The organism is Absicoccus porci (assembly GCF_003725415.1).
GTDB classification, from domain to species: Bacteria; Bacillota_I; Bacilli_A; order Erysipelotrichales; family Erysipelotrichaceae; genus Absicoccus; species Absicoccus porci.
Genome location: NZ_RJQC01000001.1, coordinates 46,373 through 69,547 on the forward strand (window position 1 = coordinate 46,373; position 23,175 = coordinate 69,547).

The following is a 23,175-nucleotide window of genomic DNA, read 5'->3' on the forward strand; positions in this document are numbered from 1 at the left end:
TCAAATGGGATGGGGCATAGAAAATCAACTCAGCTTTCCAATGGCCTTTTCCATTCCCGAGATCCCATTGACCGATTTGGTGGATTGCTTCTTAACGAAACTACCCATTTATGGAGCCCGTGTTGTTGGCAATATCCATACACAAGTAAAAAAGATCTGTATTGGGTTCCATATTTTTGGCATCCCCCAAGACAACCAGTTGATTGAATACATAGAGGAAGAAGACATCGATCTTGTTCTTGCCGGAGAAACCGTAGACTATACCGTAAATGAATATATCTATGAAGCTGGTCTACTGCATAAAAATATGGCTTTATTAACGGTCGTACACTTCAATATGGAAGAACCTGGCATGAAATATATGGCCGAACATATGCCAGATACATTACAAGCTATTCCCTGTCATTTTGTGAGTTCTAAAGATATGTATCAATATACGATATAAAAAGGAAGGAACGATTGATCTCAAGATTGGAGACATTTCATCATGTGTATATGATGAAATGCCTTCGATTTTTTACTTGCATAGTTATATTGTTTCTATTAAAAATAAGAAGATGAAAAAAGGTCTATGGGGTAAGGATGATAAAAAGAAATCCACGGGTGTAGATAACTTTCTTAGGATAAAAATAGATTTCAATACATTGATGATGTTAAAAAATTAAACGTTAAAATGGCAAATATTCATAATAATCTCAGATTTCATTGATAAACGTATAAGGAAAATGTATAATTAATGAACTATATAAAGGAAGGAGTACAAAAATGTTATTGGAATTTTCTTGTTCAAATCATAAATCTATACGTAAAGATGTACTTTTTTCTGCATTGGCGGGAACCGATACCACCAAAATTGAAGACACAAAAGAATTTGGAAAATATCGCGTGCTGAAATCTGCGGTTATTTATGGGGCTAATGGTTCTGGAAAGAGTAACTTTTTGGATGCAATATCTTTTGTGAAAAACTTAGTATTAAACAGCATTCATCATCAACCGGGGCAAGGAATTCGCCAAGTTCCTTTTAAAACGGAAGGGTATGAAGTACCTAGTGTTTATAAAATTCAGTTTGTCATCGATAATATAAGATATGTCTATCAATTCAGTTTAAAGCAGATGCTTGTAGAAGATGAGTATTTTTATTTCTTTCCTAATGGGAAACAAAAGAAAGTGTTTGAAAGGCATGGAGATACATTCACTGCGGGAAGAAGCTATAGAGGAAAATTTGATAGTTGCAAAGATGTATTGAAACCCAATCGATTGATGCTTTCATGTGCAGCAAATTTCAGTACTGTGCATGAAGTTGAAGAAGCATATCAATTTTTCAGAGATGATATTGTAATTTATGGAGATAATCTTCAAGATAATTGGATGAACTATTCATTGCATGCCATTGATTCAAATGCAGCTTTAAAGAACGCAGTGATAACATTTATGCAGGAATTGGGAATGGGAGTCAAGGATATTGCTATTAAAATTGACCAATCGACACCTGAACCAAATGATATTCCACCTTTTTTAGCTCCAGAATTCAGAGAAAAGTTATTGAATGCGCCAATGGATAGGATTGATGCTAAAGTTGTGTATGATAACTTTGATACAAATCTGATCGGGGAAGAATCTAGTGGAGTAAAAAAACTTTTTGCATTGTTATGTCCGTTGATTGACATTATTGTAAATGGAAAAGTTTTAATTTGTGATGAATTGGAATCAGGACTTCATGAAGCATTGGTATATGGGCTTCTAAAAATGTTTATGACAACAGATTCAGGAAATAAATTTCCACAACTGTTTTTTACTACACATGATACCGGATTGTTGAATTTAGATATGTTTCGTCGTGATCAAATATGGTTTACAGAATTAAAAGAGGATCGGTCAACAGATCTATATTCGCTTTCCGAAATTCAAAATGTGCGGAAAGATGAAAATATTGGAAAAGGGTATATTAATGGGAAATATGGAGCAATTCCAATGTTGAATTTAAATTTTGCGAATATAATGTCAAATATGTGAGGTGAAGAAGATGGCAAAAATCGACTTCAATCTTGCAGATAGAGCTGAAAATATACGACAACCAAAAAAACAGATACCTGTAGTTCATTTTGAACTACAAGATATTTTTAACCATTTCAATGAAAGTTTAAAGGATATAGATAATCAAAGTGAAACAGCGGATATTCTTTTACAAGAAGGTAAAGACGAAGAATGTCAGGATATTTGGCGATCTCAAATTGTTTTTTTAGAAGGTATCCTTGATTTTTATCTTCATGAAATGAGTAAGTATGCTTTATATCAGATGTTTAGCGGGCAATGGAATAAAAGTAAAAAATATTTTGGGATAAAGGTACCAATGGAGTGGGTAGAAAACGCATATGAAGATTTATCTACAAAAGAATGGTTCTTTTCATTCCTTAATCAGGAGATGAGTAAACAGGTTTATCTTTCTGCAGAAAGCATGAAAGATCAGTTAAATTTAATTGGGATTCCTTTTAATGATGTGATGTCCAAGGCATTTCCAAAGTCAAATGGTAATGATTCGCTTAAATATGGAAAAACAATAGTAAGAGAAATGTTTGATCGAAGAAACAAAATCGTGCATCAAAATGACAGGGAACATACTTCTGCGAATCGAACTTCAATTTCAAAAGATTTGGTTACACTGTATCGACAACAGATTGCTACTATTGTAAACGCCATTCAAGAAATAGCCATTGATAAATAATCAGGTAATATTGGGATTGGCGATTATTTATATGCATTACTGAAAAAGTAGTACATCATCGAATCCTAAAAACAATAGAAATTTATGCCACCTTAATTTATCGATAAAATGTTTGTGCGGACATGTGCAAACGCCTATCGATAAGTAGGTGGTTTTAATATGCCACAATATTTTGCAAGAATTGCACAATTTCAGTTGAATAGAGCAATTTCAAATCGTAAGATCGCAGACATATTAGGTATTTGACGTAATATTGTCCATAGCACGATCTATAAAATAGAAGAAAGTGGATTCCGTTTTAAAGAAATAGTCCATATGTCTGATAAAGAGATTGAAGCCAATTTCAAAAGAGCAACGAATCATACGGAACCAAATCCAGGTTATGAGATACCAGATTTTAAGATACCGACAAAACCCAATGTAACAAAAACGATCCTCTGGGAAATATTGTGATGGTTGTCTGCTAAATTCAAAGAGACCATACACCGTTTATCAGTAATCTTCAGAAGGACTTCTATCTGACAATGCTTACGGAACGAAAGGCTCACATTTTAGATTTCTCACTGAGAAAACTTAATATTTAGCCGGTGTTAATGCCAATACTAAATTTACCAATGTCTACACACTATCTTTAGACGAATCATTGCGTTCTTTGGTAAGATTTACCATTGATCTTGACGAAATGACAGGGATGCAGCTAGTGTTTGCCAATACGGAATCACCAAAGTTCCCATAGTGATTCTCATATCGACGTGAGATCGGTTGGATGCTTCATCATCCAGAGGCAGAAAGTCCACTTCGTCTATGATCATACGTTTATATTTCGCAAAGAATTTTAATTGCTGTTCCAGTCTAATCCTACCCGTTTCAACGGCAGTATCATGTCCCGGTTTAGTATAGGCTAGAAACTGATCAGTGAGAGTGTAATCGAATTGATCTTGCTTGGTCGTTATTTTGGATATTTTCACTGTCTACTTGATAGGGGCGTATCAAACTTTCTAATTCCGTTCAGCAAGATTCTACAAGGTTTATTTTCTTTTTCTATGCAAACGGATCTATGACGTTTATATAAAATATTTTATGTTATCAATATATTGCTTTACCCAAACAAAAAGCCCCTCAATGAGGAGCTTTTTTACGCAGATAGGTTCACTTAGAATTCTCTACCGCTATTCTTACGCGTATTGTACTCATTGATTTGTGATTTGTCAATTATCAATCCTTATTTTTAAAACCTAAATTGCATTTTTAACATACTCATAAAATATTTAAAAAGAAGTTGCTAATGGTTTAAGGAAGTGGGTTCGTGCTTGTTTTGATTGCGTCTGAATACAAGCTGCAAGTCCTATTCTAAGGTATTTGTAGATTTTGTGATAAAATCAAATGGAATGCAGTCTTATTTACTGTTTTCATGGACTTGTTATGGTGAAAGTGGTAAGTTGATACTGCCTGCTTCTTAATATTTAAGCAAATGTAATAAAGGGTGAGTTTATGGAACAAAAGCGAATGATTCGAAATCAGTACAATGATTATACAGATGAAGTGGATACGATTGATTTGTTAGAAGTAGCTCGTGCCATTGTCAAGCATCTTCGATTGATCATTGTATTAACAATTGTATGTGGGACTCTGGCATTTGGAATTACATCTTTTCTCATTCCGAAAGAATATACCAGTTCAACGACGATTTTCTTGACACCGATGGTGGACCAAACGACGGGGAGTGCCGACTATAATTCACAAATGGCCAATTCAAAATTGGTGACCAACGTTGTGGAATTGTTGACCCAAAATAACATCATGTCGGAAGTAGCTAAGGATACTGGTTTGGAAAGTGGCCAAGCCGCACGGAATTATCTAACGGTTACGAATCAACAAGATACCGAATTGATCACGGTTTCGGCAACAACAAGTAATCCAAAATTATCTAAAAAGTTAGCTGAAGATACTGTCGATGTATTTATTGAAGAAATGCAAGATAAGATCAATGTAAAAAACATTGAAGTGGTCGATAAAGCACGTTTGTCGTATGAACCAAGCGGTCCAAATGTGAAAAAGAATACCATGGTTGGTGCTTTATTAGGTTTCTTGTTGGGTGTTGCCTATGCGGTGATTCGCATGTTGATGGATACGCGATTGAAAAACAAAGCAGAAGCAGAAAAATATCTGGGTATTCCTGTGTACTGTGAATTGCCGGATCTGGAAAAGTATTATGATTGATTTGCATTCACATATAGCATGGGGCATCGATGATGGCATGCCCAATCAAACCGATGCACGGGAAGCTTTACACATGGCCAAGGTCGATGGCATCGAAGCTATTTGTAGTACGCCACATGTTGTACCCGGACAATTGGATGCACAATGGCTTCATGCGATACGAACTCGTCAAGAAGAATTACGAGCCATCAGTGATATTCATATTTATTTCGGCGCCGAAGTCATGATGAATTCATCGTTCATTGAAGAATTGGATCAGAAATGGTATCCCACCATAAATGGTACATCGTATATGTTGGTGGAATATGATGTGCGTAAAGATATTCATCGTATACCGGATTTTATGGATCCTTTATATGAATTGGATATTCGAGGATACAAACCCGTTATAGCCCATATTGAAAGGTATTTTCATCATGGCTTGGATTGGAATATCATTCATACCTGGCAACAAGCAGGCTATGTGTTACAAATCAACCGTACGAGCATCATGGGTATCCATGGCAAACAAATGGAAAAGAATGCCAAAGAATTGTTGACACAAGGTGTCGGCCATGTCGTTGCGACGGATACGCATCGAGCTAGTGGGCATCGTATTGCATATTTAAGTGATGCTTTTGGTCGGGTGTCCAAATGGATTGGTTCAGAAAATGCTGCCTTATTGTTTGAACAAAATCCTTTGGCCATCCTTCAAGGAAAACCAGTAACCAATTTAACCATACAGAAAAGAAGATTTCGCTTCTTTGGGAGATAAGCATGGCAAGAAAAAAAGCAAATCAATTTGATATAGATGAAATCTACCGAAATTTACGAGCAAATATTGAATTTGCCCAATTGGACGAACATATGCAAGTCATCAATATTGTGAGTACTTTTTCAAATGAAGGAAAAACAACGGTTGCTCTTAACTTAGCTCGAATTATGGCAGCCAAATATCAGAATGTTTTGTTGATGGATTGTGACTTACGAAATCCATCGATTCATAAGCAACTGCATATCAGTAATGCCAAAGGATTAGCCAATATCATCAGTGAGTTTGAACCCAATAAACCCATTCGTTCGTATGATGCGATACGTGCTGTAAAATTTGAAACGGGCGAACGATTATCTGTTTTGACAACGGGACATCGCGTTCCAAATCCGAGTGAAATTCTGGATTCACGGCGATTTGGTGAAATTTTAAATCAAGCTCGTAAAGAATATGGCTACATCATCATTGACTGTCCGCCAATGACGGTAACTAGTGATGCGGTTCCCATCTCCAATGTGGCGGATGGTACCTTATTTGTGATTTCTTCCAAAGATACGGATAAAAGAAAAGCCCGAGCTGCCATCCATGACTTACAACGTGTGGGTGGAAATGTATTTGGAACCATCTTGACCAAGGTACAAGATCTTGGCTCCAAACGATATGGTTATGGATATGGTTATGGATATGGCTATGGCGAAAATAATAGGGAGAAATAACATGAAAGGAAAAGTGTTGTTTTCTTTAGGAATGGCTGCAGCATTATTGGTAGGTTGTGGCAATCAAAGCATCACCGTTTCCAAAAACGATGTCTTGGAAGTCGCCCAAGACGATGCCAATGTAGAGAGTAAAGATTGTTCGGATGTGTCCGTAAAAAAAGGTGTTGATTATTATACCGTGAAATTCACGACCGATAAGGGAAGCTATTCGTATAAAATTGGTCTTAATGGACATATTCAATCGCGTTCATATAATAAAAGTGTTTCGGGAAAGACTTCGAAGAATGAAACGAAAACAACTGAACAAAAAACAACGAATACAAGTTTTGATGAGAAACAACAAGCAGCCATTGATGCGGTTTTAAGCAATATGGACCTATCTCAATCCGATGTAACGGATATTCAATGTACGCTGAGTGAAGATGGCAGTCAATATACGGTGACTATGATAAACAATGGCACATCAATCCAAGCCATCGTTGATGCGAATACGAATGCGGTCACATCAACGATCGTCGGTCAATAAGGAGATGAATGCATTGAAAAAGAAAAAAACACCCATTTGGAAAAATCCCGTCTTCTACCTTTCCATCTTGATGGTTGTAGTGGTCGCTTTCTTATTTTTTCAAATTGTAAAATTAAACCTATTACCAAATACGCTGGTCGGTATCATTGGTGTCGTTTTATTGATTTTCATTGTGTTAACGATTCTATTTGGCTTGGTTCTAGGACGTAGTCGCAAAGGTTTTCGTATTTTTGGCATTATTTTAAGTATTGTCCTCATCGGAACCAGTTGTTTTGGATCGTATTATTTGATGAATGCCAATGGCGCTCTAGACCGCATTGCTTCCGATAGTAACTATGATCGTCATACCATTCAATTGTATGCCGTTAAGCATTCGAGTCTAAATAGTGAAAAAGACTTAAATGGACAAACCATTGGTATCTTAAAAAACAGCCAACGTACATATGTGAATAAAGTCATCAAACAACTCAAAGCAGACAAAGATATCAAATTTACTACCAAGACCTATGATTCCAGTGTCGAATTAGTCAATGACTTTTTAGGTCAAAAAATCGATTGTATGATGATCGATGCCTCCAATCTTTCGGTCATGGAAGAAATGGATGGCCGCCAAGACATTCGTAGTGAAATCAAATCCATTTATAAATATACCTACTATGTTAAAAAAGCGGATACCTCATCGACTGCGGATGTGACCAGTGATGCCTTTACGGTATTGATCAGTGGATCCGATTCTCGTGGTTCCATCAATGAAACATCGCGAAGTGATGTCGACATGTTGGTAACGGTCAATCCGAAAACACATGTTGTCTTGATGACAAGTATTCCTCGTGATTATTATGTCGAAACTACGTGTGAAGCCAGCATGGGTTGTGGCAATGGTGAAAAAGATAAGTTGACGCATACCGGTTTGCATGGCATTGACACCACCGAAATGACGATTGAAAAATTCATGGATATGGATATCAACTACCACGTCAAAGTTGGTTTTTCCACGCTCAGTAATTTAGTCGATGAATTGGGTGGCATTACCGTCAATAACCCACAAAGCTTTTCGACCGGCAATTATTCTTTCCAACAAGGAACAATTGAATTGAATGGTGAACAAGCCTTGGCCTTTGCGCGGGAACGCTATAGCTTTACCGAAGGTGATAAAGAGCGCGGTCGCAATCAAATGCGCGTACTGACCGGCATCTTAAATAAAGTTATGAGCCCATCCATTTTAAAGAACTATCAAGGTATCATGAACACATTAGCCGATAGTTTCCAAACCAATATGGATACGGATGATATCAGTGCCCTTGTCAAAGAACAACTTTCTTCTCAAGCTTCATGGAAGATCTATACGACCAGTCTAGATGGAACAACTGGAACAGCTTATTGTTACGAATTGGGCGATAATGCATCCGTTGTCTTCCCCGATGACAATAGTATTTCGGAAGCCAAAACAAATATTCAAGCGGTTGAGCATGGAGAAGACCCTCCATACGCCAGTCAATCCTAATGAAACGCTCTGTGGTAATGCCATAGAGCGTTTTTAATACAAATGATTATTGCATAAAATATATACTTTAATGAGAAAAGTTCACATATAAGTATGAGGTTCTACCCAAAAGTTGGACATTTTTTACGCAGAGAAATCTGCGCTTTTTCTTTGTTTTCTCATTTTGAGACCCCCGTTCATCTTCCAAGCTTTTTAAATTTGTAATCTTTCCATACGCAAACGCAAAAAAATACATTTGCTTTATATTCTTATCACAAAATTATCCCTTGTTGAAAAAAAGGAGTCCATATCTCAATGTCATTAAGTTAAGAAATGACGGCTTTGAGGGGAACACAAAAAATGTGCTCCTCTTTTTTTATGGAAAATTTGAATTTTTTGTTGACATACAGGTTGAAATGTGTGGCCTATTATCATTTCTGATAATAGGCCAATTGTTTATAGGTATATGTTTTTGGAGGTACTTATGAACAATTATAAATCGTTAAAAAAGCAATTAAAATTTTGCATCAAAACCATGAATGATTCTCCTTCACTATTTGTTGTTGATTCAAATAAGGATTTTACACGGAAAAGAAAACATCTTTTTGGAAGTACTCTTTTCAATGTGCTTTTATTAGAGTCTGGATCTTTAAAAGATGAAATGTTCAAATTGTTTGGATATAAGCTTGATACGCCCACAGCTTCTTCATTTGTACAGGCACGTAGTAAGATTCGTCCAGATGCATTCCGTACATTATTCAATATGTTCAATGAACGAACACAGAAAATCAAGCTTCACAAAGGCTATCGCCTTCTCGCTGTTGATGGTTCTGTTCTGCCTATCAGCAGTGCTATCAAAGATACTAAAACCACTTTTTATAAGGCTAATAATTCGAATAAACCTTTCTCCGCCTATCATCTGAATACAAGCTATGATCTATTGGAATGTACTTATGATGATATTGTTCTTCAAGGAAATGCCGTAATGAATGAAAATGGTGCATTCAATGAAATAGTGGATAGATACGATGGTCCTAAAGCTATTTTCATCGCGGACAGAGGCTATGAATCTATCAATTCTTTTGTGAAAGTAGGTATGAAGAACCATAAGTATTTGATCAGGGTAAAGGATATTCATTCTAGAACAAGCGTACTGCGTAGTTTTGGTCCTTTTCCAGATGCAGAATTTGATATGCATGTTCGCCGTACCCTAACTATTAAACAAACGAATGAAATTAAAGCTCATCCTGAAATATATAAGTTTGTCCCTAAGAATCAGAGATTTGATTTTTTTGACGGAAGCCCTTATTTTGATTTTGAATGTCGTGTTGTACGTTTCAAAATTAGTGATGATACCTACGAAAGTATTATTACAAATTTAGATGAATCCGAATTCAATATACAAGATATTAAAGAACTGTACCACCTTCGTTGGGAGATTGAAACAAGTTATCGTGAATTGAAATATCATCTAGATTTAAATACATTGCATTCAAAGAAAAGAATGTTTATAGAGCAGGAAATCTATGCAAAGCTGGTTCTATATAATTTCTGCAGCAGAGTAAGTAATAATATAAAAATCAAAGAAAAAGACAGAAAATACGAGTATCAATTAAATTATGTACGTGCTTTTCATATAATACGTAACTACCTAAAAGAAAAAGGTGGAAAGAATCCACCTGATATTGAATCACTGATAGCTAAAGAAATACTGCCAATCCGTCCTAATCGCCAGAATGAACGGAAAGTGAAAGCCAAATCACCGGTATCTTTTAACTATCGATATGATTAACAATTAATATTATATAATTTTTAAAATGTAGTAGCAATACTACAATTTTCGTCGTGCCTTCAAATAAAAATACCATCCAGACAATAGTATCTGGATGGTTCGTCATCTCTTAACTTAATGGCATTGGTCCATATCTCCTTTATATTGTGTACGCTTACACCATGGAATTATTGGCAAAGCTTGCGAATCTGGTCTATAATCGAAACATAGAAAGAGGAATCTATATGAGTTTCACATTTGTTAAGCATTTACCAATCCCAAAAGAAATAAAAGAGGCCTATCCTTTATCCGAAAAGGCGAGGGTTATCAAAGAAGAAAAAGATAAAGAATTAGCGAATATCTTTCGTGGTAAAGATGATCGTTTTGTATTGATCATTGGTCCTTGTTCTGCTGATAATGAGGCAGCTTTGTTGGATTATGTATCCCGATTAAAAGATGTTCAAGCCAAAGTCAAAGACAAGATTTTTATCGTCCCTCGTGTGTATACGAATAAACCACGTACGACAGGTAAAGGATATAAGGGCATGTTGCATCAACCGGATCCAGAAAAAGGACCAGATTTGATGGCTGGTTTGATTGCCATTCGTAAGATGCATATGCACGTTATTGAACAGACTGGATTTATCACGGCAGATGAAATGTTGTATCCATCCAATCATTGGTATATGAGTGATATCGTATCGTACAATGCCGTAGGTGCTCGTAGTGTGGAAAACCAAGAACACCGCTTGGTAGCTTCGGGCGTTGAAGGGCCTTGTGGCATGAAAAATCCAACCAGTGGCGATTTTAATGTCATGTTGAATTCCATTGAAGCAGCTCAAGCCGAACAAGAATTTATCTACCGTGGCTGGGAAGTCAAGACCAAAGGAAATCCATTGACCCATGCCATTTTGCGTGGTGGCAACAATAAACATGGTAACAATATTCCTAACTATCACTATGAAGATTTAATGCGTTTATGTGATATGTATGCCAAACGAGATTTAGAAAATCCCGCTTGTATCGTGGATTGTAACCATTCCAATTCCGGTAAACAATATCGTCAACAAGTTCGAATTGCGCGTGAAATCTTAAATAGTCGTAAATATTCAACGGATATTCATAAAATAGTCAAAGGTTTGATGATCGAATCGTATTTGGTTCCTGGCAATCAACATATTGGCGATGGTATTTATGGCAAATCCATCACGGATGCTTGTCTTGGCTGGGATGAAAGTGAACAATTGATCTACGAAATTGCGGAGGCCTTATAATGCAAGTGGGCATTTGTGGAGCAGGTACCATGGGCCATTCCATGGCTGAGATCTTTGCGAAAAGTGGGTATACGGTTACTTTATACAATCATCGTCTGCCAACTTTAGAAAAAGCGAAGACACAAATCGATCCCTCGGTACGCGATGCCATCGTGTATACAACTTCATGGGATGATCTCTATGCCATGGATCTGATCGTTGAAAATGTCAAAGAAGACATGGATGTCAAATTGGCATTCTATCAAGAACTATCCAAACATATCCAGGATACGACCATTGTAGCCACCAATACGTCAGGACTATCCATCAATACTTTAAGTAAAGGTATTAGCCATCCGGAACGTTTTATTGGTTTTCATTGGTTCAATCCGCCTACCATCATTCCTTTGATTGAAATCATCAAAGGAGATCAGACAACAGATACGATTGCGCAAACCATCTATGATGTAGCGTTATCGTTGGATAAAAAACCGGTCATGGTCAATAAAGATGTGTTAGGCTTTGCTGCCAATCGGGTACAATTGGCCGTGGTCCGCGAAGTCTTAGATCTTGTTGATCGTGGTATCGTATCCAAAGAAGGTGCCGACGATTTGATGAAATATGGCCTTGGCTTTCGCTGGGCTTGTCTTGGACCCTTGGAAACGTTGGATTTTGGTGGGCTAGACACCTTTTATCACATCAGTGAATACTTGATCCCGGATCTTTGTGATTCGCATGATGTACCAAAGATCTTAGCGGAAAATTATGAAAAAGGTCGCTATGGTATCAAAACCAAAGCGGGTTTCTATGATTATCCCGATGATTTGGACCAAAAGAAGACACAAGAACGAGACCAAAAATTAGCCGCATTATACAATGCCTTATATAAGAAATAAATCGTATATGGCTCCTTTCCAAGATGGAAAGGAGTTTTTCATTGTCTTTCGAAATATACGTAAATTGATGGTCTTTTGCCAATTTACAAAAACAAAATGAACGATTTTGCGGAAAATAGCCAAAATAAAATGAACGATTTTGTGGATTTAAAAAAAGAGACAGACCAAAACGGTCCATCTCTCTATTCCCATTTATAAGACAATTCTTCAAACAAAGCCTTCTATCCATGGCCAATAAATCCAAACCATACGTAAGGACCTCGTTTTGTTTCGAGGCATGGGCCAATGTACCCACGACCAGGAAGAACATTTGCAAGGCATGTAAAATCACAATCCGTAAGATTATTTATAAGCTGCTTAAGTAAGCTTTGGTATAAAACAGTTTGTCGGATAAATCCATAATCTTTTAAAAAGAGGAGGGTCTTTGCATATCTTAAAACACATGGATTCGTATGAAAACGCCCATGCAAATGGAAAGGATCCATTCGTATGGGCATTCATTATTTGTCATCTACTCGCTATTTGATGAATCAATATGCTTAAATACATGACATTGTTCACATTTGTAACTTCCTTATTTTTGTTTGGGAACCTCATGAATTTCATAGACTTCCGGTTCATCTTCTTTTTGTTGTTTGAATTGTGCAATCAATAAAGCCGTGATACCCGCAATGATCACGATGACTTTCGTAACCGTACTGGTGGACATTTCAAATGCTGTGGATACCGCTTGATTACTCGATGGAATGACATACCAACTAATCAACAGGATACAGGCCGACATCAATAAGTTTCGTACGATATTGCCCGCAATATTTCCTGGACTTAACGCCGATACCCCAACGGCACTGGCCACCATAAATGGCAAATGGAAATAGGTCATCAAGATCTGAATCAAAAATGGCAACGCAATCAATTGGACGATCATCCAAACCAAGGCTTTATGCGGTTGTTGGAAGACTGCACAATAATCCGCAATCTTCATACATAAGATCATCGCCAATAAGGCCAAACCAAACCAATGCACCAACGTCCACGTTTGGGTGACATAAATCGTTGGGTTGGTCGCTAATAAATAAATGGCAGCCACCAACATACCAATCGCAATAAACTGAGAAAGACGGCGACAAACCAATTTTGTTGTTTCCATATAAAATAGACCCCCTTAGATAGGCATAATAGGCGAATTATTATTTTTGTCAATAGTTTAGTTTGATTTAAAGTAACTCCTCTATGATGAAACCATCACCCAAGGAGGTTTCGATTATGACACACAATGAAGCCGGTCGTGCCATGTTAGCCATTGCTTTAAGTTTGACCCTAAGCGTGGCATCTATGCCCGTTTATGCACAAGAAAGCGAACCACAAGTGTCCGACACCCAAGATTATGATTATACGGGTACTGAAAATGCGCAAGTGACCAATAAAAATGTCAAAAATAAAACAGTTTCGAGTGAAAATGCGGATGAAAACGTTGTTTTAGCCAATGATGGTACAGCTACGATCAATAAAGCCACGCTAAAGAAAGCCGGTGATGGCAGCGATGATGATAGTAGTAATTTCTATGGCATCAATGCCATCGTTCTAAGTGTAGGCTCCAATGCCCAAGCCAATGTATGGAACAGTTTATTATCCAGTACAAGTACAGGCTCCAATGCCTTGTTTGCGACCAATGAAGGTACGATCTATGCCTATAACGATACGATTCAGACAACGGCTGACAATGCCCGTGGCCTAGATGCTACTTATGATGGAACGATCATTGCCAAAAAAGTCAAAGTGACGACCCAAGGCGATCATAGTGCCAGTTTGGCAACGGATCGCGGTGGTGGTAACGTCTCCGTTTCCAACAGTACCTTATCCACGACAGGATCGGGTAGTCCCTTGATTTATTCTACGGGATATATTGTCGTAGATGATGTAACCGGTACATCCACCAACAGTCAAATTGCCAGTTTGGAAGGGGACAATACGATCTTGATCCAAGATTCGGAATTGAACTCGACCATGACCGATAAAACGGCCAGTGACCCTGTCGCCAACGGTATTATCTTGTATCAATCTGCCGATGCTTCCACATCTCAAACGGCGCACTTCCAAGCCAAGGATTCAACGTTGACATCCAATATCCAATCTGGTGCCATGTTTTATGTGACCAATACGAAAGCTAATATTTATTTAAATAACACCAAATTGGACTTTGATACATCCAAAGCCAATCTATTGACCGTTGCTGGCAATGATTCGAACAATTGGGGTCAATCCGGATCCAATGGCGGTACCGTTACCTTCACAGCGAAGAAACAAACGCTCAAAGGCAATATCTCGGTCGATGATATGAGTAGCTTAGATTTGTATTTATTAAAGAATACCAGCTATACCGGTTCCATCTCTGGTAGTGCCGATGTATCCGTGGATAAAACATCCAAATGGGTCGTAACGGATGATACCACTGTCAACAATTTAGCGGTTGCCAAAGGGACAAAGATCATCGATAGTAAGGGGAAAACAGTATCGATCGTTGCCAATAGTAAAACCGTTGTTAAAGGGGATAGTTCATTGACACTGACTGTGACAGGCAATTATTCTACAACCGTTACGACAACATCAATCAACAATGCGATCACCAGTACCATCGATACAACCAGCTTTGAAGCCTATTATAAAAATCATAAATCATGAAAATTTTTCATGAATGAAAAAATAATTGAAAAAAATATTGACAAGAATGAAAATTAGGATTATTTTATGACCATAAAAACAAATCGCTGACTAGGAGAGTAAGCTTGACAGTAATTTCTAGCGAGATGGCACAGAGTGGAAGGCCATTAAATGAAGGCAAGCCCAAACGCACCTATGAGAGTCCAAGTGAATGGAGTAGCTTGGAACGTTTCACCCACGTTACGGAGAAGAGGCCTTGTTTGAGGCAACTAAAGTGGTACCGCGTTGATAGCGTCTTTGGATCTTTGGATTCGAAGGCGCTTTTTTTCTTAGCGTAAGCGTAGAAAGAAAGAGGACAAAAACATGAAAAAATTTAACAAGATCGTATTAGCGTATTCTGGAGGATTGGATACATCCATCATGATCCAATGGTTGAAAGAGAATTATGATGATCCCGAAATAATCGCGGTATCTGGTGATGTTGGACAAAAAGATGAATTGGAAGGCTTGGAAGAAAAAGCCCTCGCAACTGGCGCATCGAAATTCTATGCCCTAGATTTAAAAGATGCCTTTGTGGAAGATTATATCTATCCTTGCTTAAAAGCCGATGCTGTTTATGAAGGTGTGTATTTATTAGGAACCTCTATGGCTAGACCTTTAATTGCGAAAGGTTTGGTCGATATTGCGCATAAAGAAGGTGCCGATGCTATCTGTCATGGTTGTACCGGAAAAGGAAATGACCAAGTTCGTTTTGAATTAAGCATCAAAGCCTTTGCACCCGATATGCCAATCATTGCCCCTTGGCGGGAATGGGAATTGAAATCCAGAGATGAAGAAATCGACTATGCCGAAAGTCATCACATCCCTCTAAAGATCAACAGAGAAACCAACTACTCCAAAGATAAAAACATCTGGCACTTAAGCCATGAAGGTTTAGACCTGGAAGATCCAGCCAATGAGCCCCAATACGATAAGATCCTAGAATTAGGTGTTACCCCCGAAAAAGCACCTGACGAACCTACCTATATTACCTTACATTTTGAAAAAGGTATCCCAACCCAATTAAATGGTGAATCCATGAGTGCCCAACAATTATTATTGAAATTGAATCAATTGGGTGGAGCCAACGGTATTGGCATCATCGACATGGTTGAAAACCGGTTAGTCGGTATGAAGAGTCGTGGCGTTTATGAAACACCAGGTGGAACCATTATGTATAAAGCCCATGCTTTATTGGAAACCATCACAATGGATAAAGAAACGCAACACTTCATGCAACATGTATCCGTTAAATATGGTGAATTGGTTTACAACGGACAATGGTTTACTCCATTAAGAGAAGCTTTGGATGCCTTTGTCGATAAAGCCAATGAATATGTCAATGGCGATGTCAAATTAAAATTGTATAAAGGCAACATCATTCCAGCTGGTATGACTTCACCAACCAGTCTGTATTCGGAACAAATCGCAAGTTTCGGTGAAGATGACAGCTACGATCAATCCGATTCCAAAGGATTCATCAATTTGTTTGGTTTACCAATCAAAGTAAGAGCTCAACAAGAAAAGAAATGGAATAAGTAATTTATAGGAGGGATTCATTATGGCACTATGGGGCGCACGTTTTTCTGAACAAGCCGACAAGCGGCTACAAGCATTTAATGCATCGATTTCGATCGATCAAAAAATGGTCAATCAAGACATCAAAGGATCCATTGCTCATGTCACGATGTTAGCCGATCAAGGCATCATCGAAACGAGTGATAAAGAAGCCATCATTTCCAATTTAAAAGACATTCAAAAGGAAATTGCCGATGGTTCCTTACCCATCGATCCTGATGCGGAAGATATTCATATGTTTATCGAAGCAGAATTGACCAAACGAACACCGTCCGGAAAAAAAGTGCACACTGCCCGTAGTCGAAACGATCAAGTCGCCACGGATTTCAAACTCTACAGTTTGGATACTTGTGCCGAAATCAAAAAATATATCGTTGCCATGATCCAGACCCTTTTGCATCAAGCCAAAGCCAATACCCATACGATCATGCCAGGCTATACGCACCTGCAAAGAGCCCAACCCATTACCTTTGCCCATCATTTGATGGCCTATGTGGAAATGTTAAAACGCGATCTTTCCCGGTTGGATGATGCGATGCAACGAGCCAACACCTGTCCATTAGGCGCTGGGGCTTTGGCTACCACGACCTATCCCATCGATCGGTATGAAACCGCTGAACTATTAGGCTTTAGTGGCCCCACCTTAAATAGTATCGATAGTGTGAGTGATCGTGACTTTGCGATTGAAATGACCAATACCTTTGCGATGATCATGATGCATCTTTCTCGATTCTGTGAAGAAATCATTCTGTGGTGCAGCTGGGAATTCCAGTTTATCGAATTATCCGATGCCTTTGCGACAGGATCTTCCATCATGCCACAAAAGAAAAATCCCGATGTGGCTGAATTGGTACGTGGCAAGACCGGTCGGGTCTATGGTGATTTGAATACCTTATTGGCCATGATGAAAAACTTACCATTGGCGTATAATAAAGATCTGCAAGAAGATAAGGAAGCGTTCATGGATGCAGCCCAAACCGTAGAAGACTGTCTGGTAACGATGATCCCGATGGTCGATACATGGACGGTTCATCCACAGAAGATGAAAGAAGCTGCCCAAAAAGGCTTTATCAATGCGACCGATTGTGCTGACTACCTGACAAAGAAAGGCATGGCTTTCCGAGATGCTTATGGATGCATTGGCCAACTTGTTAAGTATTGTATTTCCACTCATCAAGACTTAGAATCATTATCAATGGATGAATACCATAAGATTTCACCATTGTTTGATGACGATGTCTATGAAGCGGTAGCCTTAAAGACTTGCGTAAAAAATCGAAACGTGGTTGGCGGCCCAAGCCCAGAAATGGTTGAGAAACATATTTCTTTGGTAGAAAAGGAGTTGGAAGCATATGAGTAAGTTACAAGTAGGTGTCATTGGTGCTAGTGGATATGGGGGAGCTGAACTGGTTCGATTATTATTGAACCATCCCGATGTCGAAGTTTGTGCCATTAGTTCCCATCAATATACGGGACAGCCTATCAGTGATCTCTATCCCGGATTTCAAAATTGTACGGATTTAGTTTTTATCGAACAAGATCAAGTGATTGAAAAAAGTGATTTGATCTTTGTGGCCTTACCATCCGGATTGAGCGAACCCATCGCGAAAGCTTGTATTGAACAAGGCAAAAAGATCATTGATCTCGGTGCCGATTTCCGATTGGATTCCAGTGAAGAATATGAAAAATGGTACGGTAAACCATTTGGCGATATAGAACTTCATAAAATGAGTGTCTATGGCCAATGTGAATTACATCATGACCAAATCAAAGATGCCCAGATCATTGGCAATCCAGGTTGTTATCCAACTTCGATCGAATTGGGTTGTTATCCAGCCATTCATTCTGGTTGGGTCGATACCGATCATATTATCTTAGATTCCAAATCGGGTACGACAGGTTCGGGTAAGAAATTAACGGAAAATACCCATTTTCCACGAACCAATGAAGCTTTTGCTCCATATAAAGTCGGTTGTCATCGCCATACCCCTGAAATTGAAATGATGCTTTCGGAAATGGCAGGACAACCGGTCAAAGTGACATTTGTACCACATTTGTTGCCAATCAATCGAGGAATTGTTTCTACGATTTATTTGCCATTGAAAGCCGATGTAGATCTGGAAACGATCCATCAAACATACAAAAAAACCTATCAGAACGATCCCTTTGTTCGTGTTTTGGACCTAGGGAAGGTTGCCGATTTGAAATTTGTGACGTATTCTAATTATTGTGATATTTCCTTGCATATGGATACGCATACCCATACGTTGATCGTGGTCTCTTGCATTGACAACATGATCAAAGGAGCCGCGGGCCAAGCGATCCAAAACATGAATATCATGTATGATTTTGAGCTAATGAGCGGTTTAAAAACTGTAGCTCCTTCATTTTAGGGAGGGATGGAAATGAAGAAACAAGGCGTATGTGCAGCCCAAGGATTTGTAGCCAACGGTTTACATTGTGGGATTCGTCCCAATCAAACGAAAAACGATCTAGCCATCGTCTACTCGAAAGTACCAGCCAGTGCTGCTGCCATCTATACGACCAATGCCGTAAAGGGTGCACCTATTTATGTAACCAAAGAACATATTGCCGATGGCAAAGCGCAAGCTATCTTAGTCAATAGTGGCAATGCCAATACGTGCAATGCCGATGGCATCGAAGTAGCGGAAAAAATGTCAGCGGCAGTAGCCAAAGAATTGGGTCTACAACCTGCGGATATCATGATCGCATCAACCGGTGTGATTGGTCAGCCCATGCCATTGGATAATATCTTAGAAGCCATGCCGGCTTTATGTTCCGATTTGAGTGATGAAAAAGAGAATGAAGCGGCCAAAGCCATTCTAACGACCGATACCATCACCAAAGAATATGCCACAACGTTTGAAATCGATGGCGTGACATGTACCTTAGGGGGTATGGCTAAAGGATCGGGTATGATTGCACCCAATATGGCCACGATGTTAAGTTTTGTGACCAGCGATGTAGCCATTTCTTCGGAATGTCTACAAAGTGCCTTAAAAGAAGTGGCCGATGATACCTATAATATGATCAGTATCGATGGCGATACATCGACCAATGATACCTTCGGTATTTTATGTAATGGTTTGGCTGGTAATGTGGAAATTACCCAAAAAGATAAGAATTATGAAACATTCAAAGCCGCCTTATATACCGTATGCGAACATATTTCGAAGATGTTAGCGAAAGATGGCGAAGGCGCATCAAAATTATTGACGGCCAAAGTCAGTCATGCCCAAACCAAAAAGGATGCCAAGATCGTCGCAAAATCCATCGTAGAATCCACCTTATTAAAATGTGCGATGTTTGGCAACGATGCCAACTGGGGTCGTATCTTATGTGCTATTGGGTATGCCGATGCCAATTATGATATCCATAAAGTCGAAGTGGATCTTGCATCCAAGGCAGGTTCCATCAAAGTATGTGTCGATGGCCATGGCATTGCCTTTGATGAAGATAAAGCACTCCAAATCTTAAAAGAAGATGAAATTGAGATTCTTGTGAATCTACATGATGGAGATTATGAGGCAACGGCTTGGGGTTGTGATATGACCTATGAATATGTGAAGATCAATGGAGAATACCGTTCATGAGTAGTGCCATTGAAAAAGCGACCATTCTATCGCAGGCCTTACCTTATATTCAAAAATACGATAATAAGATCGTTGTCATCAAATATGGTGGCAATGCGATGGAAAATGAACAATTGAAACAAAACGTCATGCAAGATGTAGTCTTGTTGACGCAAGTGGGTGTCAAGTTGGTATTGGTTCATGGTGGTGGACCCGATATCAATGCGACCCTGAAACAAATGCATATTGAATCGCATTTTGTGAATGGTTTACGTGTGACAGATCAAGAAACGATGAATGTCGTACAAATGGTCTTAGCGGGTAAAACCAATAAAAATTTAGTGAATATGATTTCCATGTTGCATGCCAAAGCCGTGGGCATCACCGGTATGGATGGTCATATCATCCAAGCCAGTCAAAAAGATCCGGAACTCGGATGTGTAGGTCAAATTGATGAAATTGATCCGGAATTGATCTTTAAATTGATTGATGATGGCTATATCCCTGTGATTGCTTCGGTGGGCTGTGATGCACATGGCAATGTTTATAATGTGAATGCGGACATGGCGGCCAGTGCCATTGCCGGTGCCTTGGGAGCTGAAAATATGATCTTTGTTTCCAATGTACCCGGCGTGTTAAAAGATCAAAACGATCCGCATTCTCTGATTCGTAAAATCCCTGTGAGTGAAATTAGTGAATTGGAAAAAGCAGGAATTATTTCTGGAGGTATGATTCCGAAAGTAAATTGTTGTGCAGACTGTGTTCGACAAGGTGTGAATAAGACCGTGATCATTGATGGTCGTGTACCGCATGCTTGTTTGATTGAAATGCTGAGTGACGAAGGAATTGGTACCATGATAGTAGGTGAAGGTTATGAATTTTAAAGAAATTGATGATACATATGTAGCACATACATACAAAAGATTCCCCTTATTAATCACATCGGGAAAAGGAAGTTATGTGTTTGATGATACGGGAAAAGCCTATTTGGATCTGACAGCCGGTATTGGTGTCAATTCATTGGGATATGGGTATGAGCCATTGATCCATGGCATTGAAAAACAAGCCGAGAAATTGATCCATATTTCTAACTTGTTCTATAATGAACCCTTATTGGAATTAGCACCAAAATTAGTAAAACGAACTCATATGAAGAAGGTCTTCTTCCAAAACTCTGGTGCGGAAGCCAATGAAGGAGCCATTAAAGTGGCTCATAAATATGCCAATGATCACTATCATGGCCAACGGGATACCATCTTGACATTGGTCAATTCTTTCCATGGTCGAACCATGGAAACCTTGATGGCGACTGGACAAGATGTGTTCCATCACCATTTTGATCCATTCCCATTGGGATTTGATTATATCGTTGCCAATTCCATTGATTCCTTACATGAAAAGGTCAATGATCATACGGCAGCCATCATGATGGAAATGATCCAAGGTGAAGGCGGTGTCAATGATTTGGATAAAGCCTTCGTAACGGAAGTACAAAAGGTTTGCGATGAAAAGGATATCTTATTGATCATCGATGAAGTCCAGACTGGTATTGGTCGTACAGGTACCTTCTTTGCCTATGAACAATTTGGTATTCATCCAGACATTGTTTCGTTTGCGAAAGGTATTGCCGGTGGTATTCCAATGGGTGGTGTCTTATTGTCTGATAAGGTTGAAAATACCTTGAATTACGGTGAACATGGATCGACTTTTGCGGGCAACCCATTAGCGTGTGCCGCTGCAAATGTCGTCTTAGATACGATCACGCCAACTTTCCTACAAAATGTCAAATGCAAGGGAAAACACTTAAAAGCACGTTTGGAAGCCATCGATAAAGTGAAGTCGGTTACGGGTCTTGGCTTAATGGTTGGTGTAGAATTGGCCGATGGCATTCAAGTCCAAGACGTAATCAGTAAAGCTAGAGAAAATGGTGTATTGTTCTTGACGGCAAAAAATAAGATTCGTTTATTACCACCACTAACGATTTCTAGAAGTGAAATTGATATTGCGATGGATGTATTAGAGAAGATTTTGGAGGACATGTAGATGAAGCATTTACTATCGTTGTTGGAAACATCGGAACAAGATATTCAAGATATCTTGAATTTGGCCGATATCGTAAAGGCCGAAGTCAAACAAGGTATTTATAAACCGTATTTAAAAAATAAAACGATTGGTTTGATTTTTGAAAAGAATTCTACGCGTACTCGTGTGTCCTTTGAAGTCGGTGCGGTCCAATTGGGCGCGTATCCGTTGTTCTTGGATGCTTCGACCATGCAGATTGGTCGTGGTGAACCCATCCAGGATACGGCTCGTGTCTTATCCCGTTATTTGGATGGCATCATGATCCGTACCTTTGAGCAAGCCGAAGTCGAAGCCTTAGCTGAATATGGTGATATTCCTATCATCAATGGATTGACGGATTTTGCCCATCCATGCCAAGTATTGGCTGATCTGCAAACCATTCGTGAATACAAAGGTAAACTAGAAGGCTTGAAGATGACCTTTATTGGTGATGGTAACAATATGTGCAACTCGTTGATGGTTGGTGCCTTAAAGACGGGTATGTCCTTTGCGTGTGCATGTCCAGAAGGCTATTTACCAGATCCAAAGTGTTTGGATTTTGCGAAAGCCTATGGCGACAAGTTCCAATTGACCAATGATCCAATGGAAGCAGCCAAAGATGCCGATGTCATCTTAACCGATGTTTGGGCATCGATGGGTGAAGAAGGCGAAGCGGCTCAACGAAAAGCAGTCTTTGAAGGGGTTTATCAAGTCAATGCGAAATTGATGGAACAAGCCAAGAGTGATTGCATGGTACTGCATTGTCTACCAGCCCATCGTGGGGAAGAAATCACGGAAGATGTATTTGAAGCCCATGCCAATGAGATCTTTGATGAGGCGGAAAATCGTCTCCATGCCCAAAAAGCGGTCATGGTTTTATTGATGCAAGATTAGGAGTGTGAACC

21 protein-coding genes and 1 other annotated feature are annotated in these 23,175 nt (G+C 38.9%); of the genes, 20 read left to right on the plus strand and 1 reads right to left on the minus strand.

From position 1 onward, the window contains the following. Nucleotides 1–4: 4 nt before the first annotated feature. The 12 genes from EDX97_RS00245 to EDX97_RS00300 all read left to right on the plus strand — a co-directional run bounded on the left by EDX97_RS00245 (nucleotide 5) and on the right by EDX97_RS00300 (nucleotide 12,338). Nucleotides 5–445 carry a Nif3-like dinuclear metal center hexameric protein gene (locus EDX97_RS00245; protein ID WP_128519220.1) on the plus strand — a complete coding sequence of 147 codons (441 nt, stop codon included), beginning with the start codon at nucleotides 5–7 and terminating at the stop codon, nucleotides 443–445. 320 nt (nucleotides 446–765) lie between these two features. Then, the gene (locus EDX97_RS00250; RefSeq protein ID WP_128519221.1) at nucleotides 766–2,013 is read left to right on the plus strand and encodes an AAA family ATPase; all 1,248 of its coding nucleotides are present in this window, start codon (nucleotides 766–768) and stop codon (nucleotides 2,011–2,013) included. A 10-nt stretch (nucleotides 2,014–2,023) separates the two neighbouring features. Continuing rightward, nucleotides 2,024–2,722: a HEPN domain-containing protein gene (locus EDX97_RS00255; RefSeq protein ID WP_128519222.1), complete on the plus strand. Its 699-nt coding sequence runs from the start codon at nucleotides 2,024–2,026 to the stop codon at nucleotides 2,720–2,722. A gap of 315 nt (nucleotides 2,723–3,037) precedes the next feature. Beyond that, nucleotides 3,038–3,175 (plus strand): hypothetical protein, encoded by a 138-nt coding sequence (locus EDX97_RS11595; protein ID WP_183164206.1) that lies wholly within the window; start codon nucleotides 3,038–3,040, stop codon nucleotides 3,173–3,175. Between the two features lie 1,038 nt (nucleotides 3,176–4,213). Beyond that, entirely contained in the window at nucleotides 4,214–4,942 is a 729-nt protein-coding gene (locus EDX97_RS00265) for a YveK family protein (protein ID WP_128519223.1), read from the plus strand. Beyond that, nucleotides 4,935–5,696: a tyrosine-protein phosphatase gene (locus EDX97_RS00270; protein WP_128519224.1), complete on the plus strand. Its 762-nt coding sequence runs from the start codon at nucleotides 4,935–4,937 to the stop codon at nucleotides 5,694–5,696. Before EDX97_RS00265 ends, EDX97_RS00270 begins: the two co-directional genes overlap by 8 nt. A gap of 2 nt (nucleotides 5,697–5,698) precedes the next feature. Further along, a complete protein-coding gene (locus EDX97_RS00275; RefSeq protein ID WP_128519225.1) occupies nucleotides 5,699–6,409 on the plus strand; it encodes a CpsD/CapB family tyrosine-protein kinase in 711 nt (236 codons plus the stop codon). Nucleotide 6,410: 1 nt separating this feature from the next. Then, nucleotides 6,411–6,935, plus strand: a complete 525-nt coding sequence (locus EDX97_RS00280; RefSeq protein WP_128519226.1) for a hypothetical protein — start codon at nucleotides 6,411–6,413, stop codon at nucleotides 6,933–6,935. Then, the gene (locus EDX97_RS00285) at nucleotides 6,865–8,439 is read left to right on the plus strand and encodes an LCP family glycopolymer transferase (protein ID WP_128519227.1); all 1,575 of its coding nucleotides are present in this window, start codon (nucleotides 6,865–6,867) and stop codon (nucleotides 8,437–8,439) included. The genes EDX97_RS00280 and EDX97_RS00285 overlap by 71 nt, the downstream gene beginning before the upstream one ends. Nucleotides 8,440–8,902: 463 nt before the next feature. Next, nucleotides 8,903–10,210 (plus strand): IS4 family transposase, encoded by a 1,308-nt coding sequence (locus EDX97_RS00290; RefSeq protein ID WP_245977966.1) that lies wholly within the window; start codon nucleotides 8,903–8,905, stop codon nucleotides 10,208–10,210. A 224-nt stretch (nucleotides 10,211–10,434) separates the two neighbouring features. Continuing rightward, nucleotides 10,435–11,463 carry a 3-deoxy-7-phosphoheptulonate synthase gene (locus EDX97_RS00295; RefSeq protein WP_128519229.1) on the plus strand — a complete coding sequence of 343 codons (1,029 nt, stop codon included), beginning with the start codon at nucleotides 10,435–10,437 and terminating at the stop codon, nucleotides 11,461–11,463. Continuing rightward, a complete protein-coding gene (locus EDX97_RS00300; protein ID WP_128519230.1) occupies nucleotides 11,463–12,338 on the plus strand; it encodes a 3-hydroxyacyl-CoA dehydrogenase family protein in 876 nt (291 codons plus the stop codon). The genes EDX97_RS00295 and EDX97_RS00300 overlap by 1 nt, the downstream gene beginning before the upstream one ends. Nucleotides 12,339–12,912: 574 nt before the next feature. Here the strand turns inward: EDX97_RS00300 and EDX97_RS00305 are convergent. After that, a complete protein-coding gene (locus EDX97_RS00305) occupies nucleotides 12,913–13,488 on the minus strand; it encodes a hypothetical protein (RefSeq protein ID WP_128519231.1) in 576 nt (191 codons plus the stop codon). Between the two features lie 116 nt (nucleotides 13,489–13,604). On the opposite strand from EDX97_RS00305, the gene EDX97_RS00310 reads away from it, so the two are divergent. The 8 genes from EDX97_RS00310 (at nucleotide 13,605) to argF (ending at nucleotide 23,164) form a co-directional block, all read left to right on the plus strand. Continuing rightward, nucleotides 13,605–15,020 carry an adhesin gene (locus tag EDX97_RS00310; RefSeq protein WP_128519232.1) on the plus strand — a complete coding sequence of 472 codons (1,416 nt, stop codon included), beginning with the start codon at nucleotides 13,605–13,607 and terminating at the stop codon, nucleotides 15,018–15,020. A 77-nt stretch (nucleotides 15,021–15,097) separates the two neighbouring features. Further along, nucleotides 15,098–15,301: a binding site (T-box leader), on the plus strand. Nucleotides 15,302–15,362: 61 nt separating this feature from the next. Next, nucleotides 15,363–16,580 (plus strand): argininosuccinate synthase, encoded by a 1,218-nt coding sequence (locus EDX97_RS00315; protein WP_128519233.1) that lies wholly within the window; start codon nucleotides 15,363–15,365, stop codon nucleotides 16,578–16,580. Nucleotides 16,581–16,599: 19 nt separating this feature from the next. Continuing rightward, on the plus strand, nucleotides 16,600–17,976 hold the full coding sequence (argH, locus tag EDX97_RS00320) for an argininosuccinate lyase (protein ID WP_128519234.1): 1,377 nt from the start codon (nucleotides 16,600–16,602) through the stop codon (nucleotides 17,974–17,976). Then, nucleotides 17,969–19,009: an N-acetyl-gamma-glutamyl-phosphate reductase gene (argC, locus tag EDX97_RS00325; protein WP_128519235.1), complete on the plus strand. Its 1,041-nt coding sequence runs from the start codon at nucleotides 17,969–17,971 to the stop codon at nucleotides 19,007–19,009. Before argH ends, argC begins: the two co-directional genes overlap by 8 nt. Before the next feature lie 12 nt (nucleotides 19,010–19,021). Continuing rightward, nucleotides 19,022–20,230: a bifunctional glutamate N-acetyltransferase/amino-acid acetyltransferase ArgJ gene (argJ, locus tag EDX97_RS00330; protein ID WP_245977967.1), complete on the plus strand. Its 1,209-nt coding sequence runs from the start codon at nucleotides 19,022–19,024 to the stop codon at nucleotides 20,228–20,230. Further along, the gene (argB, locus tag EDX97_RS00335) at nucleotides 20,227–21,093 is read left to right on the plus strand and encodes an acetylglutamate kinase (RefSeq protein ID WP_128519237.1); all 867 of its coding nucleotides are present in this window, start codon (nucleotides 20,227–20,229) and stop codon (nucleotides 21,091–21,093) included. The genes argJ and argB overlap by 4 nt, the downstream gene beginning before the upstream one ends. Further along, nucleotides 21,083–22,252 carry an aspartate aminotransferase family protein gene (locus EDX97_RS00340; protein ID WP_128519238.1) on the plus strand — a complete coding sequence of 390 codons (1,170 nt, stop codon included), beginning with the start codon at nucleotides 21,083–21,085 and terminating at the stop codon, nucleotides 22,250–22,252. The genes argB and EDX97_RS00340 overlap by 11 nt, the downstream gene beginning before the upstream one ends. Beyond that, nucleotides 22,253–23,164 (plus strand): ornithine carbamoyltransferase, encoded by a 912-nt coding sequence (argF, locus tag EDX97_RS00345; protein ID WP_128519239.1) that lies wholly within the window; start codon nucleotides 22,253–22,255, stop codon nucleotides 23,162–23,164. It abuts the gene before it with no gap. The last annotated feature ends 11 nt before the right edge of the window (nucleotides 23,165–23,175 follow it).

What these genes read in the sequence shown, in the direction of transcription:
- EDX97_RS00285 (WP_128519227.1), top strand. Translation starts at nt 6,865, where the DNA reads ATGGCACATCAATCCAAGCCATCGTTGATGCGAATACGAATGCGGTCA.
- EDX97_RS00245 (WP_128519220.1), top strand. Translation starts at nt 5, where the DNA reads ATGGGATGGGGCATAGAAAATCAACTCAGCTTTCCAATGGCCTTTTCC.
- EDX97_RS00280 (WP_128519226.1), top strand. Translation starts at nt 6,411, where the DNA reads ATGAAAGGAAAAGTGTTGTTTTCTTTAGGAATGGCTGCAGCATTATTG.
- argJ (WP_245977967.1), top strand. Translation starts at nt 19,022, where the DNA reads ATGAAGAAACAAGGCGTATGTGCAGCCCAAGGATTTGTAGCCAACGGT.
- EDX97_RS00310 (WP_128519232.1), top strand. Translation starts at nt 13,605, where the DNA reads ATGACACACAATGAAGCCGGTCGTGCCATGTTAGCCATTGCTTTAAGT.
- EDX97_RS00265 (WP_128519223.1), top strand. Translation starts at nt 4,214, where the DNA reads ATGGAACAAAAGCGAATGATTCGAAATCAGTACAATGATTATACAGAT.
- argF (WP_128519239.1), top strand. Translation starts at nt 22,253, where the DNA reads ATGAAGCATTTACTATCGTTGTTGGAAACATCGGAACAAGATATTCAA.
- EDX97_RS00305 (WP_128519231.1), bottom strand. Translation starts at nt 13,488, where the DNA reads ATGGAAACAACAAAATTGGTTTGTCGCCGTCTTTCTCAGTTTATTGCG.
- EDX97_RS00250 (WP_128519221.1), top strand. Translation starts at nt 766, where the DNA reads ATGTTATTGGAATTTTCTTGTTCAAATCATAAATCTATACGTAAAGAT.
- EDX97_RS00275 (WP_128519225.1), top strand. Translation starts at nt 5,699, where the DNA reads ATGGCAAGAAAAAAAGCAAATCAATTTGATATAGATGAAATCTACCGA.
- EDX97_RS00295 (WP_128519229.1), top strand. Translation starts at nt 10,435, where the DNA reads ATGAGTTTCACATTTGTTAAGCATTTACCAATCCCAAAAGAAATAAAA.
- argB (WP_128519237.1), top strand. Translation starts at nt 20,227, where the DNA reads ATGAGTAGTGCCATTGAAAAAGCGACCATTCTATCGCAGGCCTTACCT.
- argH (WP_128519234.1), top strand. Translation starts at nt 16,600, where the DNA reads ATGGCACTATGGGGCGCACGTTTTTCTGAACAAGCCGACAAGCGGCTA.
- EDX97_RS00255 (WP_128519222.1), top strand. Translation starts at nt 2,024, where the DNA reads ATGGCAAAAATCGACTTCAATCTTGCAGATAGAGCTGAAAATATACGA.
- EDX97_RS00300 (WP_128519230.1), top strand. Translation starts at nt 11,463, where the DNA reads ATGCAAGTGGGCATTTGTGGAGCAGGTACCATGGGCCATTCCATGGCT.
- argC (WP_128519235.1), top strand. Translation starts at nt 17,969, where the DNA reads ATGAGTAAGTTACAAGTAGGTGTCATTGGTGCTAGTGGATATGGGGGA.
- EDX97_RS00340 (WP_128519238.1), top strand. Translation starts at nt 21,083, where the DNA reads ATGAATTTTAAAGAAATTGATGATACATATGTAGCACATACATACAAA.
- EDX97_RS11595 (WP_183164206.1), top strand. Translation starts at nt 3,038, where the DNA reads ATGTCTGATAAAGAGATTGAAGCCAATTTCAAAAGAGCAACGAATCAT.
- EDX97_RS00290 (WP_245977966.1), top strand. Translation starts at nt 8,903, where the DNA reads ATGAACAATTATAAATCGTTAAAAAAGCAATTAAAATTTTGCATCAAA.
- EDX97_RS00315 (WP_128519233.1), top strand. Translation starts at nt 15,363, where the DNA reads ATGAAAAAATTTAACAAGATCGTATTAGCGTATTCTGGAGGATTGGAT.
- EDX97_RS00270 (WP_128519224.1), top strand. Translation starts at nt 4,935, where the DNA reads ATGATTGATTTGCATTCACATATAGCATGGGGCATCGATGATGGCATG.